The organism is Pediococcus sp. (assembly GCF_003533255.1).
Taxonomy (GTDB): Bacteria; Bacillota; Bacilli; order Lactobacillales; family Lactobacillaceae; genus Pediococcus; species Pediococcus parvulus.
Map to the genome: position 1 here is coordinate 1 of NZ_DOEM01000001.1, position 19,297 is coordinate 19,297.

At 37.9% G+C, this 19,297-nt stretch carries 16 protein-coding genes; 15 read left to right on the plus strand and 1 reads right to left on the minus strand.

Annotation, left to right across the window (positions count from 1 at the left end; genetic code table 11):
• Positions 1–455 precede the first annotated feature (455 nt).
• The 5 genes from dnaG to clpB all read left to right on the plus strand — a co-directional run bounded on the left by dnaG (position 456) and on the right by clpB (position 7,805).
• On the plus strand, positions 456–2,285 hold the full coding sequence (gene dnaG, locus DD627_RS00005) for a DNA primase (RefSeq protein WP_057782253.1): 1,830 nt from the start codon (positions 456–458) through the stop codon (positions 2,283–2,285).
• 23 nt (positions 2,286–2,308) lie between these two features.
• Complete coding sequence (gene rpoD / locus DD627_RS00010; protein WP_084254215.1) at positions 2,309–3,547, plus strand: RNA polymerase sigma factor RpoD; 1,239 nt, start codon at positions 2,309–2,311, stop codon at positions 3,545–3,547.
• Positions 3,548–3,670: 123 nt separating this feature from the next.
• Positions 3,671–4,378, plus strand: a complete 708-nt coding sequence (locus tag DD627_RS00015) for a tRNA (adenine(22)-N(1))-methyltransferase (protein WP_260274487.1) — start codon at positions 3,671–3,673, stop codon at positions 4,376–4,378.
• Positions 4,368–5,174: a Nif3-like dinuclear metal center hexameric protein gene (locus DD627_RS00020; protein WP_057782257.1), complete on the plus strand. Its 807-nt coding sequence runs from the start codon at positions 4,368–4,370 to the stop codon at positions 5,172–5,174. The genes DD627_RS00015 and DD627_RS00020 overlap by 11 nt, the downstream gene beginning before the upstream one ends.
• A 24-nt stretch (positions 5,175–5,198) precedes the next feature.
• Positions 5,199–7,805 (plus strand): ATP-dependent chaperone ClpB, encoded by a 2,607-nt coding sequence (gene clpB / locus DD627_RS00025; RefSeq protein WP_260274486.1) that lies wholly within the window; start codon positions 5,199–5,201, stop codon positions 7,803–7,805.
• A 50-nt stretch (positions 7,806–7,855) separates the two neighbouring features.
• Here clpB and DD627_RS00030 read toward each other — a convergent pair whose 3' ends face one another.
• Positions 7,856–8,035: a YjzD family protein gene (locus DD627_RS00030; protein WP_057782261.1), complete on the minus strand. Its 180-nt coding sequence runs from the start codon at positions 8,033–8,035 to the stop codon at positions 7,856–7,858.
• 137 nt (positions 8,036–8,172) lie between these two features.
• On the opposite strand from DD627_RS00030, the gene dnaE reads away from it, so the two are divergent.
• The 10 genes from dnaE to DD627_RS00080 all read left to right on the plus strand — a co-directional run bounded on the left by dnaE (position 8,173) and on the right by DD627_RS00080 (position 19,296).
• A complete protein-coding gene (gene dnaE / locus DD627_RS00035; protein ID WP_260274484.1) occupies positions 8,173–11,532 on the plus strand; it encodes a DNA polymerase III subunit alpha in 3,360 nt (1,119 codons plus the stop codon).
• A gap of 110 nt (positions 11,533–11,642) precedes the next feature.
• The gene (gene pfkA / locus DD627_RS00040; RefSeq protein ID WP_057782265.1) at positions 11,643–12,614 is read left to right on the plus strand and encodes a 6-phosphofructokinase; all 972 of its coding nucleotides are present in this window, start codon (positions 11,643–11,645) and stop codon (positions 12,612–12,614) included.
• A 73-nt stretch (positions 12,615–12,687) separates the two neighbouring features.
• Entirely contained in the window at positions 12,688–14,451 is a 1,764-nt protein-coding gene (gene pyk / locus DD627_RS00045) for a pyruvate kinase (protein WP_260274483.1), read from the plus strand.
• A gap of 96 nt (positions 14,452–14,547) precedes the next feature.
• Complete coding sequence (locus tag DD627_RS00050) at positions 14,548–15,003, plus strand: DUF441 domain-containing protein (protein ID WP_057782269.1); 456 nt, start codon at positions 14,548–14,550, stop codon at positions 15,001–15,003.
• 15 nt (positions 15,004–15,018) lie between these two features.
• Positions 15,019–15,888 (plus strand): CvfB family protein, encoded by an 870-nt coding sequence (locus tag DD627_RS00055; protein WP_057782271.1) that lies wholly within the window; start codon positions 15,019–15,021, stop codon positions 15,886–15,888.
• Between the two features lie 7 nt (positions 15,889–15,895).
• Positions 15,896–16,783, plus strand: a complete 888-nt coding sequence (gene xerD, locus DD627_RS00060) for a site-specific tyrosine recombinase XerD (protein ID WP_057782273.1) — start codon at positions 15,896–15,898, stop codon at positions 16,781–16,783.
• Between the two features lie 90 nt (positions 16,784–16,873).
• Positions 16,874–17,245, plus strand: coding sequence for an N-acetyltransferase (locus tag DD627_RS00065; RefSeq protein WP_260267521.1), 372 nt, complete (start codon positions 16,874–16,876; stop codon positions 17,243–17,245).
• Positions 17,226–17,999, plus strand: a complete 774-nt coding sequence (locus DD627_RS00070) for a segregation and condensation protein A (RefSeq protein ID WP_260274482.1) — start codon at positions 17,226–17,228, stop codon at positions 17,997–17,999. The genes DD627_RS00065 and DD627_RS00070 overlap by 20 nt, the downstream gene beginning before the upstream one ends.
• Positions 17,989–18,579 (plus strand): SMC-Scp complex subunit ScpB, encoded by a 591-nt coding sequence (scpB, locus tag DD627_RS00075; RefSeq protein ID WP_260267523.1) that lies wholly within the window; start codon positions 17,989–17,991, stop codon positions 18,577–18,579. Before DD627_RS00070 ends, scpB begins: the two co-directional genes overlap by 11 nt.
• Positions 18,580–19,296 carry a pseudouridine synthase gene (locus tag DD627_RS00080; RefSeq protein ID WP_057782279.1) on the plus strand — a complete coding sequence of 239 codons (717 nt, stop codon included), beginning with the start codon at positions 18,580–18,582 and terminating at the stop codon, positions 19,294–19,296. It begins immediately after the preceding gene.
• Position 19,297: the final 1 nt, after the last annotated feature.

Consider the following 19,297-nt stretch of genomic DNA (forward strand, 5'->3'; position numbering starts at 1 on the left):
GCCACAAGAATCGACATTGACTGGAGCAAGAAAGATTTTCGGAACGAAAATCATCATTACTAGGCGGAATAGTGGGCACGACTTGGAGCCGCAAGCCACGTCTCCAAGCTCGGCCTTTATCTAAGCGAAACCCGCTAAGATAAAAGACACTACTGAGCCCATTTGCTTCCAGACTAAGTCTAATCTTTGCAATCAACACACTGATATAATAATTTTGATACTTTCAACCTTTAGTTAATTAAATAATCTTCATTCTGATTACGTTTTGTAGTTTAAATGAAGATTATTTTTGATAATAAATTAAGGCTTGCACTGTATGCTGTCCTATAATATTGATTAGAAAACTGGCTAAGTTTTATTAAATCGTTTTAATTGCTTTTTTTATTGCAGGGCGGTATTATTTTATATGTATCGATATCGTGGCTTAGTGTGCGCTCGAGAGGAGGAAATCGTTTTTGGCAAAGGCAATTCCAGAAGATCTTATTGATCAAATTCGAACCTCTGTGAACATTGTTGATGTGATTGGTCAATATGTTCAATTAAAAAAACAAGGAAAGAACTTTTTTGGACTTTGTCCATTTCATGAAGAAAAGACAGCGTCATTTTCGGTTTCGGAATCGAAACAAATTTTTCACTGCTTTAGTTGTGGTCGAGGAGGAAATGTGTTTAAGTTCTTAATGGAACTTAATCACATTGAGTTTCCAGCGGCCGTTAAACAAATTGCAGATTTTGCGAGCATCAAAATTCCAACTGAGTACACGGCGACAACTAATAATGCCGCTCAAAATAGTGAGCAAAACCAGCTGATTAGTTTATATGATCAAACTGCAAAGCTGTATACACATGTCTTATTGAATACTGAAATGGGACAACCAGCATTAGATTATTTGCATGGGCGAGGTTTAACTGATGAAGTCATCACTAAATTTCAACTGGGTTTTGCGCCTGGTGAGCAACTATTAAAAGAATTCTTTGATGAAAAAAAGATTGATTATCAGTTATTGCGTCAATCTGGTTTATTTATTGAAGATCAACAAGGAAATTTACGTGATCGTTTCAGGGGAAGAGTGATGTATGCCATCAAAAATCCTCAAGGTCACGTCATTGCTTTTTCTGGGAGAATTTTAAACAAAGCGGATTCTCAGGCTAAGTACATTAACAGCCCAGAAACTAAAATTTTTAGTAAAGGTAATGTCCTTTATAATTTTGATATTGCTAGATCGGCTATTCGTCAAGAAAAGCGAGCAATTTTATTTGAAGGTTTTATGGATGTTATTGCGGCTTATCAATCAGGAGTAACGAATGGCATTGCTTCCATGGGAACAAGCTTTACCAATGACCAAATTTATTTGCTTCAGCGAACAACGCCACAACTTGACATTTGTTATGATGGCGATGATCCTGGACAAGCGGCGATTAATCGTGCTCTTGATGCTTTTGGCCAAAATAGCAGACTAAAACTGAGTGTCATTGAAATTCCCGATAAACTGGACCCAGATGAGTACGTTCGTCAACATGGATTTGAGCAGTTTAAAGAAATTGTCCATTCGGCTCGTTTAACACCAACCGCTTTCAAGCTGGTCTATTTAAAACGAGATTTTAATTTAAATAATGAAGCTGATCAATTAACTTACATTGAGCGAGCGCTAAAGGAAATCAGTCAATTAGGTTCTACAGTAGAACAAGATTTATATCTCAACCAATTAGCTAAAGATTTCGGGGTTCAGGCGCAAGATCTGACGCATCAATTGCGACAAATGCGATCACAGCAAAGTGTCAATAATCATCAGCAGCAAGTTACTCAAACTCCGGCACCACCCATCAGTCGAGAATATCATCGACAACAAGTAAAGCTAGGAAAAGTTGAGATTGCGGAAGAACGATTACTGAACTATTTACTTTATGATCATAATGTTTGGCTGAAGCTTTCTGGATTGCCAGATTTTCATTTTGTGCATGAAAAATATCAAACTATCTATATGTTGGCAACCGGCTACTTCGAGAATCATGATTCTTACGATTCGGCTGCTTTCATGGACTTTGTGCACGACAATGAGCTTCAAAATGTGATTGCAGAATTAGATTTACAAGATTTGGATGTTGAAAACATTGATCAAGCTGTTAACGACTATGTTAAAGTAATCATGGCAGAGGCACCACTTAGTCAACAAATCACCTCCAAGAAAAAATCACTCGATGAAGCAAAGAAAATGGGTAACACGGAACTACAACAAAAACTAGCAATTGAGCTAATTGATTTATATCGCCAGCGCCAAGATGCTTAACACGTTCATGGGAGGACTTAACTATGGCAAAAAAAGTTACAAGCAAAACAACAACTGAAAAAAAGGCAACCACCACTAAAAAGACTGCACCAAAGAAAGCAGTTACAAAGAAAACGACAAGAAAAACAGCAGCTAAGAAATCAGTATCTGCCAAAAGTCCGGATAATGTATTTAATACTAAGGCCTACAAAAAAGAAGTTAATGCGCTGATTAAGGCAAATAAAGCTGGTAAGCAGCTTAAGTATGACGAACTCTCTGATAAAATTGCAATTCCTTTTAAATTAGATGCACGTCAAATTGATGATCTCATTCAAAAGGTTGAAGATGCTGGTATTAGCGTTGTAGACGAGAATGGTGATCCCAGTACACGTGCCTTAAAAGCTCAAAAAATTACAAAAAAAGAATTAGATGATACTAAAGCTCCAGCTGGCGTTAAGATCAATGATCCAGTTCGGATGTACCTCAAAGAAATCGGTCGCGTACCTTTGTTGACGGCTAAGCAAGAAGTTGAACTTGCTTTAAGAATCGAAAAAGGTGAAGAGAGTGCTAAACAGGAACTAGCAGAAGCAAACTTACGACTTGTTGTGTCAATCGCAAAACGCTATGTCGGTCGTGGTATGCAGTTTTTGGACTTAATCCAAGAAGGTAACATGGGCCTGATGAAGGCGGTCGAAAAGTTTGATTATCGTAAGGGATTCAAGTTTTCCACTTACGCGACTTGGTGGATTCGTCAGGCAATTACGCGTGCCATTGCTGACCAGGCACGAACAATTCGAATTCCAGTTCACATGGTTGAAACCATTAATAAGTTAATTCGAATTCAACGACAGTTACTTCAAGATCTTGGTCGGGAACCCACACCTGAAGAAATTGGTGCTGAAATGGATATGCCTACTGAAAAGGTTCGCGAAATTCTAAAGATTGCTCAAGAACCAGTTTCATTGGAAACACCAATTGGTGAAGAAGATGATTCTCATTTAGGCGACTTCATCGAAGATCAGGATGCAACTAGTCCTGCCGATCATGCAGCTTATGAATTGTTAAAAGAACAACTAGAAGGCGTTTTGGATACTTTGACTGATCGAGAAGAAAATGTCTTGCGACTGCGCTTTGGGTTAGACGATGGTCGGACGCGAACACTTGAAGAAGTTGGTAAAGTGTTTGGTGTTACGCGTGAACGTATTCGTCAGATTGAAGCAAAGGCTTTAAGAAAATTACGTCATCCTTCAAGATCAAAACAGTTGAAAGATTTCTTGGAATAATATTTATTTGGCTTATTAATTTTAGAATCCAAAGTAAAAGTACGCTTTTTACTTTGGATTCTTTTTTTAGGACAATTATTTAGGCGTGATATAATAATTTAAAAAAGAAAAAGGGTACTTTTTATGAATGCAGATAAACTTTCAAATCGTCTTCAAACCGTTGCCAATTTTATCGAGTCCGGCTCTCGAATTGCAGATATTGGTTCCGATCATGCCTATTTGCCAGTATTTTTAGCTAAAAATAAGCAAATTGAGTTTGCAATTGCGGGTGAAGTTGTCAAAGGGCCGCATGAAAATGCGACCAATGAAATTAACGAACAAGGTGTGCAAGGGGTAGTTAATTCTAGGCTTGGTGATGGATTAGAAGTCGTTTCTCCTGAAGACCACATTGACACCATTGTTATCGCTGGAATGGGTGGCACTTTAATTGCTCAAATTCTAGAAGCTGGCAAAGAAAAGCTTCAAGGGGTGACGACTTTAGTTTTGCAACCAAATGTAGGGGAGAATCGAGTTCGTAATTGGCTAATGATTCATCAGTACGAAATTACAAAAGAGCAAATTTTAAAAGAAGATCATCATATTTATGAAGTTATTGTCGCAAAAAAAACAACGGAACGTATTACTTATTCGGCAGAACAGCTTTTGTTTGGACCAAAACTGTTGCAAATTTTACCCAATCAAATTTTCCGAGAAAAATGGGAAGCGGAACTTGCTAGAGAACGGACAGCCGTACAACAAATGGAACATGCAAAAAAAGTTCCGCAAGATCGCATCGACAAGCTAAATCACAAAACGGAAATGATTGAGAAGGTACTGAAACTTGAAAATTAGAGATTTTATTGCACAACTCGAAAAATTTGCACCCAAAGAACTTGCTGAATCTGGTGATCCAATTGGCTTGCAAATTGGTAATCTAGATAATGAATTCACAAAAGTTCTTGTCACGTTAGATGTCCGTCCGGAAGTGGTTGAAGAGGCTATTGCCAAACATTGTGACTTGATTATTGCCCACCATCCGGTCATGTTTCGACCGGCACATAATTTGGACCTGGCTAATCCACAAAATAAGATGTATGCCAATATCATCAAACATAATATTACAGTTTATGCGGCGCATTCAAATTTAGACGCTGCAGAAAATGGGATGAATGACTGGTTAGCTGAGAAATTGAACTTAAACAACGTCAACCGTTTGCTTAATGGTTATACAGATAATCAAGGCAACCGATTTGGTATGGGCAGAGTCGGCGATTTATCTAAAAAAATGTCGGTATTAGAATTTGCAACGAAGATTAAACAAGTTTTTGACTTACAAGGTTTACGAATTGTATCCCAAAATCCGGGCCAGATGATTTCACGAGTTGCCGTTCTTGGCGGTGATGGTGGCAAATTTTATCCACAAGCTTTGAGCAAAAAAGCTGAAGTCTTTGTAACTGGTGACATATACTACCATACGGGTCATGATATGTTGGCCACAGGGTTAAATGCTATTGATCCAGGCCATAACATTGAAAAAATTTGCATTCCCCAGTTAGCAAGCTTATTTCGTTCGTGGAACAGTGTAAAAACTAATGGTATTGAAATTGTTGAATCCAGAGTAAATACAAACCCGTTTATTTTTATTTAAACAATTAGAATGGAGGAATTAAATTTGAATCCAGATAATCTGACCAATGCAGTTCAAGAAGCACTTGCAGAGGCACAAAAAGTCGCCGTTAATCGAAAACACCAAACAATTGGGATTCCGGAACTTTTTAAGTTTTTGGCTCAGCCAGATCAAATGGCAGGGACCTTATTTGGTGAACTTGGGTTAGCCAATCAAGATTTGCAAGCTGAAATTGACCGAGAATTAGATGCCACGTCTGTAGTCGAAGGAGAAAATGTTCAGTATGGACAAACATTGAGTAGTAGCCTATTTAAACTCTTTCAAGAAGCTGAACGTTTAAGCAAAAAATTGGGTGATGAATACATTTCCTCTGAAATCGTTGTGCAGGCATTACTACAAATAGATGATCCACTGTCCATTTTTCTTAAGAAAAACGGCGTTAAACCTAAAGAGTTAGCAAAAGAAATTAAAAAAATGAGAGGAGGAGATCACGTGACATCCAAAGATCAAGAAACACAGTACAAGGCGTTAGAAAAATATGGGGTCGATATGGTAAAACTTGTTCATGCCGGACATCAAGACCCCATCATTGGTCGGGATGAAGAAATTATGGATGTTATCCGTATCTTATCACGTAAAACTAAGAATAATCCGGTTCTAATTGGTGAGCCGGGAGTTGGAAAAACGGCCATTGTTGAAGGATTAGCGCAACGAATTGCACGGAAAGATGTGCCAGACAATTTAAAGGATAAAACTATTTTTTCGTTAGATATGGGGTCTTTGATTGCGGGGGCTAAATATCGTGGTGAGTTTGAAGAACGTTTGAAGGCTGTTTTAAAGGTCGTTAAGAAATCGGATGGTAAAATCATCCTATTTATTGATGAAATTCATAATATTGTTGGCGCTGGTAAAACAGAAGGTAGTATGGATGCCGGAAATTTATTAAAACCCATGTTAGCTCGTGGTGAATTGCATCTCATCGGGGCAACTACACTTGATGAATACCGCGAATATATGGAAAAAGATAAAGCGCTAGAACGACGCTTCCAACGTGTTTTAGTGAAAGAGCCTTCTATCGAAGACACAATCAGTATCCTCCGTGGATTGAAAGAAAGCTTTGAAATTCATCATGGCGTTAAAATTCATGATAATGCAATTGTGGCTGCTGCAAATCTGTCAAATCGTTACATTACTGACCGTTATTTGCCAGATAAAGCTATTGATCTAATTGATGAGGCATCGGCAACCATTCGGGTAGAGATGAATTCAAGCCCAACCGAACTTGATCAAACTAATCGTCAATTAATGCGGATGGAAGTTGAAGAAACGGCGCTTAAAAATGAAACTGATGAGGCTTCTAAAAAACGTTTAGGGGAATTAAATTCAGAATTAGCTAACACACGAGAAAAGAAAAACAGTCTTCAAAAACAGTGGGAATCAGAAAAAAAAGCTATTCAGACCGTTAGTAATAAACGAACCGAATTGGACGAAGCCAAACATAAACTTGAAGAAGCCGAAAATAGTTATGATTTGGAACAGGCTGCCAAACTTCAACACGGGGTTATCCCAAAATTACAAGCTGAACTTACTAGTTTACAAAACAAAGAACAAAAAGATTCTGACCATTGGTTGGTTGAACAATCTGTCACAGAAAATGAAATTGCCACTGTTGTTAGCAAAATGACCGGAATTCCAGTCAACAAATTGGTAAAAGGGGAACGTGAAAAACTACTGCATTTGGCAGATAGTTTACATGAACGCGTCATTGGTCAAAATGAAGCAGTTGATGCTGTTGCGGATGCCGTTTTACGTTCACGGGCTGGACTTCAAGATCCTAACCGACCGTTGGGATCCTTTATGTTTTTAGGGCCCACAGGAGTAGGAAAAACGGAACTCGCAAAAGCACTTGCAGAAAACCTTTTTGATTCCGAACAGCATATGGTTCGAATTGATATGTCAGAATATATGGAAAAAGAATCAGTCTCTCGTTTAGTGGGTGCTGCTCCTGGATATGTTGGTTATGAAGAGGGCGGCCAACTAACGGAAGCGGTTCGCCGTAATCCGTATACCATTGTTTTGTTTGATGAAATTGAGAAAGCTCATCCAGACGTGTTTAATATTTTGCTTCAAGTTTTGGATGATGGTCGTTTAACTGATGGGCAAGGGAGAACCGTTGATTTTAAGAATACAATTTTAATTTTGACATCAAACTTAGGTTCCGACATTCTCTTGCATGGAGTTGATGAAAACGGAGATATTTCTGAATCTGCTAAACAAGCCGTTCAGCAACTCACCCAAACTAAATTTAAGCCAGAGTTTTTAAACCGAATTGATGATATTATTATGTTTGCCCCACTAAATATAAAGGATATTGAAAAAATTGTTGGTAAGCTGATTAACCAACTATCAACAAGATTAGCAGATCAGGCTATTCAGTTGGAAATTTCTACGGCTGCTGAGGAATGGATTGCTAAACAGGGTTACGATCCGGCTTACGGGGCGCGGCCGTTACGGCGCTACATTTCAACAGAGGTAGAAACACCACTGGCCAAAGAGATTATTTCACAACGAATTAAACCTCACACCAAGGTTGAAATTGATTTGAATTCTGATCATTTAGTTTTCAAAAATAATACATTAGAAGAAAAATAAGGACAAAAAAACGAAGATGATAGGTCATCTTCGTTTTTCTTTAAAAAGATTTATTTAACTGAATCACTTTTAGATAATAAGCTAATACCATTGGAAGTAATCAAAGCTGCAACGGCAGCAATAATACCAATAGTCAAAGGTTTATACGTCATGACTTCAAGGGCACCCCCGACAGCTCCAATAACTTCACCAAAAATAAATGACCAGAAAATAACGACAATTTGTTTCATTACAGACACCTCGCAATCAGAAATAGTTTAGCACAATTTCAACAAAAATCAACCGATTTAAAGCGTTGCTAGTTCATTATTGATGATATTTTTGTATAATGAAAGTAATGAAACTTATTGGGAAGAGAGGTGACATTATGGCTTTTGTGCCGTTACAAGTCACAAGCAGTTATAGTTTATTACAAAGTACAACACGAATTAGTGAATTAGCAAAAGCGGCTAAGCAAAGGGGATTTTCTTCACTTGCTCTTACGGATACGAATATTATGTATGGGCTGGTTGATTTCTATAATGCATGCCGAAAAGAAGGCATTAAGCCTATTCTTGGATTAAAACTGGAGTTATTTGGCGCACTCGACGCAACCAATCGTTTTCCGGTGATTCTTTTAGCTAAGGACCAAATTGGTTATCAGCACCTCATGAAAATTAGTACTCTTAAGAATACACAAACTAGTGAATCAGATCTTTTTTACAAACAAATTACGGACCTACTATCACATCTTTACATCATTTTTCCTGCCAACAGCTCTGAACTAGTGACATTAGTTGAACGTGGTGATACGCAGGCTGCACAAAATTTGCTGGAACAAATTCAAACTTTTGCTGATGAGCAAAGTGTTTTAATCGGGGTAAATGTGCAGCAGTCTGCAGTACTTCAAAATACGCTTCAACAAATGGCAAAGTTGACGCAAACTGCCACTGTCGCACTTCCAGAAGTTAACTATCTTAATTCCACGGATCACTTTGCTACCCAAGTCTTGCGTGACATTGATAAGGGCGAAGTTATTCGAAATCCGGAACAATTTGAAAACTATCAAGGAAATAACTGGTTACACCCAGAAAAAGATTATGAGGCAATTTATCAAGAAAATCAATTAACGGCAGCCATGGAATTAACGGCTACAATTGCCGAAAATTGTAATGTGACCTTGAAATTTAAGAAACCAGAACTTCCTGAATTTACAGTTCCTGAGGGGCTAGATTCAAAAACTTATTTGCAACAATTAACACAAAGAGGATTAACAGAGCGCCTTCAAGGAAAAAAACTAGATTCAGATGCTTATCAACAGCGGTTAAGCCACGAGCTGAACGTGATCGATCAAATGGGGTTTGATGATTATTTCTTAATCGTGTGGGATGTCATGAATTTTGCGCATCATAATGATATTACAACAGGACCAGGACGAGGATCTGCAGCTGGTTCTTTAGTGGCCTACTGCTTGCAAATCACCGATGTTGACCCCTTAGAGTATGATCTTTTGTTTGAAAGGTTTTTGAATCCTGAACGCGCACAGATGCCGGATATTGATCTGGATATTCCAGATAATAAACGGGACGAGGTACTAGCATATGTACATGATAAATACGGCCACACTCATGTTTCGCAGATCATCACTTTCGGGACTTTGGCTGCTAAACAGGCCTTAAGGGATGTGGGGCGTGTATTTGGAATGGCTCCTTATGAAATTAACTCACTAAGCAAACTGGTTCCCAGCGTTTTGAAAATTACTTTAGACGATGCGGTTAAACAGTCGCAAAAGCTACAAAATTGGATAGCCGACAGTTCTAAAAATAAGTTATTATTTGAAATTGCCCATCAAATTGAGGGATTACCACGGCACTATTCAACGCATGCAGCCGGCGTGGTTTTAAGTGCCCAAAACCTGAGTGATGTGGTGCCTTTGCAATCAGGGAGTGATGAACTTTTACTAACCCAATATCCTAAAGATACTGTTGAAGCCCTTGGTTTGTTAAAAATGGATTTTCTAGGTCTTCGGAATCTCAGCATTATGGCAAACGCAATTCGCATCATTACCAAGACAAAAAATCCACAGTTTAAAATTTCAGATGTCCCCCTGGATGACAAAAAAACATTACAACTTTTTCAAACTGCTGATACGACTGGTGTTTTTCAATTTGAATCAGCGGGGATCCGAAATGTTTTACGTCAGTTGCATCCAGAAACATTTGATCTAGTGGCGGCAGTGGATGCCTTGTATCGGCCTGGACCAATGGAAAATATTGAAACCTTTATTAAGCGTAAAAAAGGGCAAGAACCAGTACGATATCCAGATCCAACACTTGAACCAATTTTAAAAAGTACATTTGGTATTCTGGTTTATCAAGAACAAGTTATGCGAGTTGCCTCAGTTATGGGTGGTTTTTCCCTTGGAGAAGCCGATTTATTAAGACGAGCGATGAGTAAGAAAAAACGTTCAGTTATTGATGAAATGAAGGCAAAATTTGTTTCTGGAGCATTAAAAAAAGGTTATTCCAAGCAAACAGCTAAACAAGTTTATGATTATATCGAACGGTTTGCAAATTATGGATTCAATAAATCACATGCTGTGGCATATTCGAAAATGGCTTTTGAATTAGCTTACTTAAAAGCACATTATCCTGCGGCATTCTTTGCAGCCTTGATGAATTCAGTTATTAACAATCCCGGCAAAATTAAGCTTTATCTATCAGAAGCCAAACAACATGACATTCAGGTTTTGGCGCCCAATATTAATATTAGTCAATCGACATTTATTTTAAAAAATGATCACATTGTTTTCGGACTTTCTTGTATTAAAGGTGTCCGTCGTGATTTCGTTTCTGATATCTTGACGGAACGAAAGAAAAATGGCAATTTTCTCGATTTGCAAGCATTTTTACAACGCATACCCGTTAAATGGCTGAAACAAGATCTAATGGAAGCTCTTATTTATGCCGGAACTTTTGATTCATTTGGTTACAATCGGGCAGAACTCTTGAATGTTTTACCGGATCTTTTAAATGGTGTTTCCTTGAGTGGCAGTAGCATGAGCTTATTTGAAAAACTGACTCCAAAGATTTCCAAAATGCCAGATTTAGCTTTAGATATTAAGTTAGAAAAGGAAAACGAATTTTTGGGGGCCTATTTGTCGGGGCATCCTGTTGAACAATTTGATCAATTACGCAAACGATTCAAAATAACAGATGTTTTAAGCTTAAATGTAAATCAATCAGCAATTTGTTTGCTTTATATCAATAAAACACGGGTTATTCGCACCAAACGTGGCGAGCAAATGGCCTTTGTAACCGGTAGTGATCTTACTGGTGAAATTGATATAACCGTTTTTCCTGACCAATATAAGATTACTGCGGATCTTTTAGAAAAAGGACATGTAATTTTGGTGCAAGGCAAAGTAGACGAACGCAATGGGCTTCAAATTATTGCCAATCGCATTCAATTGGCCAATCGCATTGAGAAAAACGAAGATTCGCTTAAACAACGGTGGGTATTAAGAATTCAAGAAGAAACACCGCTGATTCGGAAACGCTTGGAACAAATTTTAAGGGATAATCCCGGTTCAATTCCTGTCCTATTGTTCTATCCGAAAACGGATAGAAAAATTTTGTTAGAAAAACAACTTTGGGTAAGCAATTCTGATGAAACAAATTCAGCGCTTACAAACCTGTTAGGTAAAGGAAATGCTGTTTTGCAATCTATGAAAAGTACTGGTATCTAGGGATTTGTAAGTGATGTTTTTCGATAAGAATACAGACATTCAAATGTAAAAGTGTTAAAATTATACTTGAAGTTTGTGAAACTCAATAATTTTTTACTTGAGGTGAAGAAATGAAACGCATTGGTATTTTAACCAGTGGTGGCGATGCACCAGCTATGAACGCTGCAATTCGTGCAGTTGCACGGAAAGCAGTCAGCGCTGGCCTCGAAGCTTACGGAATCAACTATGGTTTTGCCGGCTTGGTTGCTGGAGATATTCATAAGTTTGCTGCTGCTGATTTGGACGACTCAATTGATGAAGGTGGAACATTATTATATTCTGCTCGTTATCCTGAGTTTGCCCAAGTAGAAGGACAGTTAAAAGGTATTGAACAGCTTAAGAAGTTCGGTATCGATGCTTTAGTCGTTATTGGCGGTGATGGTTCTTATCACGGTGCCTTACGACTTACTGAACATGGATATAACACAATTGGTCTTCCGGGAACAATTGATAATGATATTCCATACACTGATTTTACAATTGGTTTTGATACTGCTTTAAACACAGCAGTTGACGCAATTGATAAGATTCGTGATACTGCAAAGAGTCATCAACGAGTTTTTGCAGTTCAGGTAATGGGCCGTGAAGCAGCCGATATCGCACTTTGGGCTGGTGTTGCTACCGGCGCAGATGCAATTGTGGCTCCTGGTCATGATTACGATGTCAAAGAAATTGCTGAAAAGCTTAAGCGTAACCGAGTTGATGGTAAGGATTACGGAATTATTGTTATCGCTGAAGGCGATGCTAATTCTGATGCTGCACCAGAATTCTTAGAAAAGCTTAAACAATATGGTGATTTCGATGCACGTGCCGTTGTTTTGGGTCACGTTCAACGTGGTGGCCGACCAACAGCTCGTGATCGTGTATTGGCTAGCAAAATGGGTGCTTATGCTGTTGAATTGTTGTTACAAGGCAAGGGTGGTTTGGCAGTTGGAATCTTAGATAATAAGGTTCAGGCTCATGACATCACTGATTTATTCAACGCAAAGCATCAACCTGATTCATCGTTATATGATTTGAATCAAGATTTATCATTTAAGTAAAGATAAGATTTTAAATTCTGGTAAAAACGACATTAAAGTCTTTTTATAAACTAATCAAGGGAGAGATATAGTTATGAAGAAAACCAAGATTGTTTCAACACTTGGTCCTGCAAGTACATCAGTAGATACAATTGTTAAATTAATTGAAGCTGGTGCAAATATTTTCCGTTTCAACTTTTCACATGGTGATCATGCAGAACATTTAGACCGCTATAACAAAGTTATGGAAGCAGAAAAGATTACTGGAAAAACTGTTGGTATCTTATTAGATACAAAGGGTGCAGAAATCCGTACTACAGTTCAAAAAGATGGTAATCAAGAATATCACACTGGTGATAAAGCACGTATCTCAATGGATGACTCATTAGACACAACTAAGGATAAGATTGCTGTTACTTATGCTGGTTTGTATGATGATGTACATGTTGGTGGCCATGTGTTGTTTGATGATGGTTTACTTGACTTTAAGATCGACGAAAAAGATGAAGAAAACAAAGAATTAGTTGTTCATGCTATGAATAATGGTGTTCTTGGCTCTCGTAAGGGAACAAATGCACCTGGTGTTTCAATTAATCTTCCTGGTATTACTGAAAAAGACTCAAGCGATATTCGTTTTGGTTGTGACAACATGAACATTAACTTTATTGCTGCAAGTTTTGTTCGTAAACCTCAAGACGTTTTAGATATTCGTCAACTTTTGGAAGAAAAGAACATGACTGATGTTCAAATCTTCCCTAAGATTGAATCACAAGAAGGTATCGACAACGCTGACGAGATCTTAAAGGTTGCTGATGGAATTATGGTTGCTCGTGGCGACATGGGTGTTGAAATTCCTGCAGAAAATGTACCTTTGGTTCAAAAATCATTAATCAAGAAATGTAATGCACTTGGTATGCCTGTTATTACAGCTACCCAAATGTTGGATTCAATGATTGAAAACCCACGTCCTACACGTGCCGAAGCATCTGATGTTGCTAACGCTGTTTGGGATGGAACTGATGCAACAATGCTTTCAGGTGAAAGTGCTAACGGTGCTTACCCTGTTGAAGCTGTTGCAACTATGGCTAAAATTGATGAAAAAGCTGAAAATGCTATGGCCGAAGATGGTAACTTACAAATCAACAAGTTTAACCAAAGTGATGTTACTGAAACAATTGGTGCCGCTGTTGCACGTGCTGCAAAGAACTTAGGCGTTAAAACAATTGTTGCTGCAACTGTATCTGGTTACACTGCAAAAATGATTTCTAAATACCGTCCAAATGCTGATATTTTAGCTATCACATTTGACGAACGTACTCGTCGTGGTTTAACAGTTGAATGGGGCGTTCACCCAATCGTTACTGAAAAACCATCAACAACAGATGATATGTTTGACTTAGCTGCTAACAAAGCTGTTGATTTAGGCTTTGCTAAAGAAGGCGACTTAATCCTTATCACTGCTGGTGTTCCAGTTGGTGAACGTGGAACAACTAACATGATGAAACTCCAATTAATTGGTTCTAAGTTAGCATCTGGTCAAGGTGTTGGCGATGAAACAGTTATTGGCAAAGCAGTTATTGCATCTTCTGCAAAAGAAGCAAACGATAAAGCAGTTGAAGGCGGAATTCTTGTTACAAAGACAACCGATAAAGACTACTTGCCTGCTATTGAGAAATCTAGCGCTTTAGTTGTTGAAAATGGCGGTTTGACTTCACATGCCGCAGTTGTTGGAATTTCAATGGGAATCCCAGTTATTGTTGGCGTTCAGAATGCAACTTCAATCCTTTCAGATGATGAATTGATTACAGTTGATTCACGTCGTGGTGTTATCTATCACGGTGCTTCAAACGCTATCTAAAGTTAGTTATAAAGTAGTTTATACTACTGGAAAGACCGCTGTTTTTGGACAGCGGTCTTTTTAATACATAGTTGAAGTGAAAGGGTGAAGAATTACATGGGAAGCTGGCTATTTTTAATTGGTATTTTAGCTATTGCCATTTGGGGAAAGAATCAGTCGCTAATTGTCGCGGCAGCCGTAGTTTTGATAATAATGGCAATTCCTAATTCGCAAAGAATATTACAATTGGTTGAAAAACAAGGAATTAACTGGGGTGTTACTATTATTTCTATTGCTATTTTGATTCCCATTGCAACCGGTCGAATTGGTTTTCAAGATCTGATAAATGCTTTTAAATCTCCGGTCGGGTGGATTGCAGTATTTTGTGGTATATTAGTATCAATTCTTTCGGCACGAGGTGTTAGTTTTCTTGCGGTCTCACCAGAGGTGACAGTTGCTTTGGTTTTTGGGACTATTCTTGGTGTTGTCTTTTTAAAGGGCATCGCGGCGGGACCCATTATTGCTTCAGGAATTGCATTCTGCATCCTTCAAATACTTAACGTAAAAATTTAATTTTAAGGAGTTATCATGAACAATTTATTAGGACGAGTCATTGATGTAAAGATGACTGATGAAAACGAAAAATATTACTTTCTTCAAAATGAAGGCGTTGTTTTTCAACTAGATAAAACGGAATCAATCAAACCATTGCATATTGGCGGGCATTTTCAAGGCTTTGCTTATGAAAATGAAGATCATAAACTACAAATCACTTCAAATGTACCCAAAATCCAAGTCGGCAGAATGGGATTTGGAACGGTCGTTCAAAGTCGCCGTGATTTGGGTGTATTTGTGGACATTGGGTTGCCCAACAAGGATATGGTGGTTTCACTTGATGAATTGCCGACCATTAAAAGTCTATGGCCACAACAAGGTGATCATCTGATGATTAGTCTTCGGATTGATCGAAAAAATCGAATGTGGGGAACCTTGGCAGATGAAACAACTTTCCAAGAAATTTCGCAAAAGGCCCCCAAAACATTGAAAAATAAAAATTTGAAAGCAACTGTTTATCGTCTGAAATTAGTGGGCACACTGGTTATCACCAGTGACTACTACTTAGGTTTTATTCATCCTAATGAGCGGGATCAAGAACCACGGTTAGGAGAAGAAGTCTCTGCACGCGTAATTGGTATTCACCCCGACGGGACTTTAAACCTTTCTTTAAAACCGCGTAGCTATGAAGCAATTGGTGATGATGCTGCAATGCTTTTAGCAATGCTCCAACATGATGAAACCCATGCCTTACCTTTTACTGATAAAAGTAGTCCAGCTGAAATCAAAACTGAATTTGGAATCAGTAAGGGACAATTCAAACGAGCCGTTGGCCATTTACTAAAGGCAGGGGCTGTGACACAAGAAGATGGTCAATTAAAATTAAAAGAAGAAGTGCAGTGAGATATTAATGGACAATGAACTTCAAGATTATTTACATGCCCTCCTGGTGGAACAGGGATTAACTAAAAATACCATTATTTCCTACCGTCAGGAATTGACAGAATTTTTTGATTTTTTGAAAATTCAAAAAATTTCAGAATTTAATCAAATTGATCGGTACACTATTTTGAACTACTTAAAATTTTGTGATGATCAAAATAAATCAAGAAATTCAGTGATTCATACTGTGACAAGTTTACGCCAGTTCTTTAATTATTTAATGGCTCAAAATAAAATCACAATGGATCCAATGTTAAAAATTGACACACCAAAATCAGCTCATCATTTACCTCAAGTATTGAGTGCTGCCGAAGTTGAATCACTTTTAAAAGTCCCAGACACTCATAAGAAGTTGGGTGTACGTGATCGAACACTGTTAGAAGTTATGTATGCCACCGGTTTACGGGTGAGTGAGGCTGCGAACCTCAAACTAGATGATTTACGTTTAGAAATGGGTCTAATTTCAACAATTGGGAAAGGAAATAAGCAACGAATTATTCCCATTGGCGATGTCGCTATTCAATGGCTAGAAAGTTATTTAACAGATGCACGAATTCAGTTATTACATGGCCGAGAAAGCCCCTATGTTTTTTTGAACAATCACGGTAGACAATTGACCAGACAGGGAATATGGAAAAATCTAAAAGTCATAGTCAAAAAAGCAGGTATCGAAAAAGATGTTACCCCTCATACACTACGCCACTCTTTTGCGACTACTTTACTAGAAAATGGTGCAGATTTAAGAACTGTTCAAGAATTGCTTGGTCACGCTGATATTTCGACTACCCAAATTTATACTCATGTAACAAAAAAACATTTGACCGATGTATACAACAAATACCATCCACGAGCATGAGCAAAATTGTGGGTATCTTTAAAATATGGTAAAGTTATTAGTAACACTTATGTTTTTAATTGAACAGACCCCTAGGAGGCTGAGTTCAACTTGTTAGTAAAATATAGAGATTCTTTCCAAAAAATAGTTATGGGATTGTTGTCGTTCATTCCAGGGCTTAAAGATATTGATCGCATTAACCACGAACTAGAGTGGTATGCCACTAATGATGATCGTAATTTATATCTGCAAAAGAATGAAAGTGGCGATTTTATCGGATTAGTAGGCGTTGAAAAACAAGATCACTATCTGATGATTCATCATTTGGCATTCATTCCTCAACAGCAAACGGAGGCCAACGAAAGTGATATTTTTGATTCGTTAGCTAACTATTATCCAGACCTGCAAATGATGGGAACGATTGAAACAACGCCTGCATTAGCAAGGTGGGAAAAAGCAAAAAATGAAAAACAAGAACACTGATCATTTAGAGACTTTACCAAACGTAAAGATTAATGATTTTGAAGGCCCACTTGATTTGTTATTGCATTTGATTAAACAGGCAAAAATGGATATTTATGATATCCAAATTTCTGAAATCACTTCACAATATTTGGCCTATCTGCATCGTAATCAACAGTTGCAGTTGGACATTGCAGGTGAATACTTAATCATGGCGGCAACTTTGATGAAAATCAAAAGTAAACTACTTTTACCGACTGAGTTCAATTCAGAAGATGATTCTGAGGAAAATTCTGATCCTCGTTTGGATTTAGTAACTCAGTTAGTGGAGTATCAAAAATATCAGCAAGCAGCAAAAGAACTTCAGGATCAAGAAAGAAAACGTGATCAATATTATACAAGGGAAGAATCAGCAGTTCCCCAAGGTATGAAATTAGCTCATTTGGCACCTGGCCTCACGTTAAAAGTGCTACAACAAGCATTTCAAAAGGTTTTAATCAGACAAGAAAATGCGCAACCTATTCATCGAACTGTTGCAGAGGATTCAATTTCCATTGTTGAAAGGACATATTATATTAAAAGGTCGTTACAAGGCCATCCAGATGGAATTATATTTGACTCTCTTTTTGAAACCAGTGTGAGTGTGTCAGGTGTTGTAGTGACGTTCATGGCGATGCTAGAAATGGTCAAAAAACGGCAATTAACTTTCCAACAAGATGATCAATTGGGAACCATTAAATTATTTAATTTGGGTGAAGTAGAAGATGGTAAGTAATTTACAAAAAGTAGAAGCCCTTTTATTTGTCAGTGGTGAAGATGGGCTAAGCGTTGCTGATCTTTCAGAAATGACTGGTTTTATGAAGCCAGCTGTAACAGCAATGTTAGATAAATTAGCCAAAAAGTACCAAAAAGATCCAGACTCTGCTTTAACTGTTTTGAATTTTGGCCAAGTTTATCGACTAGCAACTAAGGCTGAAATGTCCTCAGTAATTAAAAATTATTTTGATGCACCGCAGCTAACAAAATTATCACCAGCCTCTCTTGAGGTGCTTGCGATAATTGCTTATAAACAGCCCATTACGAGACTTGAAATTGATGATATTCGTGGCGTTCAAAGTGGATCGATGCTCCAGAAGTTGACGATTCATAATTTAATTAATGAGGCTGGTAGACTAGATGAACCTGGCAGACCCATTCTTTATCAAACAACAGATTATTTTCTGGATTATTTTGGATTAGATAATCTGCAGAATTTACCAAAGTTACCAGACATTCAGCCAGATAATCTGGATGATAACGGTGATCTGTATTTAAAACAGTTTAACGAAAAATTACATGAAAATGAGGCAAAATAGATGGCAAGTGAAAGATTACAAAAAGTAATGGCAGAAGCGGGGGTCGCCTCTCGACGGAAGTCAGAGACCTTGATTACGACAGGTCATGTGAAGGTTAACGGTCAGACAACTAAAGTATTAGGAACTAAAGTTGACGATGACGATCACATTGAAGTTGATGGGGTTCCTTTGCAACGTGAAAAACTTGTTTATCTTCTTTTTTACAAGCCACGTGGTGTGATTTCCAGCGTTAAAGATGAGAAAAATCGTAAAACGGTTATGAGTTATTTTCCAGATGTCCGACAAAGAATTTATCCAGTAGGTCGTTTGGATTATGATACTTCAGGTATTTTATTGATGACCAATGATGGCAATTTAGCAAACAAACTAACTCATCCAAAATATAAGTTTGAAAAAACATATGTTGCCAAAGTCGAAGGTATTCCAACTAATGATCAATTAGAGAAGCTTAGACACGGTGTGCGCATCGATAAAAAGGTGACAGCTCCTGCAAAAACCAAAATCATGAGTTCAGATTTGGACAAAAAAACGGCCATTGTTGAAATCACGATTCATGAAGGGCGTAATCATCAGGTGAAAAAAATGTTCGAAAAAATTGGTCATCCTGTTACCAAGTTAAAACGTGAGAAGTATGGTTTCTTAACATTAGATGGATTGCAATCGGGCGAATGGCGTTCTTTAAAACCTGACGAAGTTAATCGATTAACACGACGGTAGG

Bases quoted from the DNA above. Each gene is read 5' to 3' on its own strand.
- rpoD (WP_084254215.1), top strand. From the start codon at position 2,309: ATGGCAAAAAAAGTTACAAGCAAAACAACAACTGAAAAAAAGGCAACC.
- DD627_RS00015 (WP_260274487.1), top strand. From the start codon at position 3,671: ATGAATGCAGATAAACTTTCAAATCGTCTTCAAACCGTTGCCAATTTT.
- DD627_RS00030 (WP_057782261.1), bottom strand. From the start codon at position 8,035: ATGAAACAAATTGTCGTTATTTTCTGGTCATTTATTTTTGGTGAAGTT.
- dnaE (WP_260274484.1), top strand. From the start codon at position 8,173: ATGGCTTTTGTGCCGTTACAAGTCACAAGCAGTTATAGTTTATTACAA.
- pfkA (WP_057782265.1), top strand. From the start codon at position 11,643: ATGAAACGCATTGGTATTTTAACCAGTGGTGGCGATGCACCAGCTATG.
- pyk (WP_260274483.1), top strand. From the start codon at position 12,688: ATGAAGAAAACCAAGATTGTTTCAACACTTGGTCCTGCAAGTACATCA.
- DD627_RS00050 (WP_057782269.1), top strand. From the start codon at position 14,548: ATGGGAAGCTGGCTATTTTTAATTGGTATTTTAGCTATTGCCATTTGG.
- DD627_RS00055 (WP_057782271.1), top strand. From the start codon at position 15,019: ATGAACAATTTATTAGGACGAGTCATTGATGTAAAGATGACTGATGAA.
- xerD (WP_057782273.1), top strand. From the start codon at position 15,896: ATGGACAATGAACTTCAAGATTATTTACATGCCCTCCTGGTGGAACAG.
- DD627_RS00070 (WP_260274482.1), top strand. From the start codon at position 17,226: ATGAAAAACAAGAACACTGATCATTTAGAGACTTTACCAAACGTAAAG.
- scpB (WP_260267523.1), top strand. From the start codon at position 17,989: ATGGTAAGTAATTTACAAAAAGTAGAAGCCCTTTTATTTGTCAGTGGT.
- DD627_RS00080 (WP_057782279.1), top strand. From the start codon at position 18,580: ATGGCAAGTGAAAGATTACAAAAAGTAATGGCAGAAGCGGGGGTCGCC.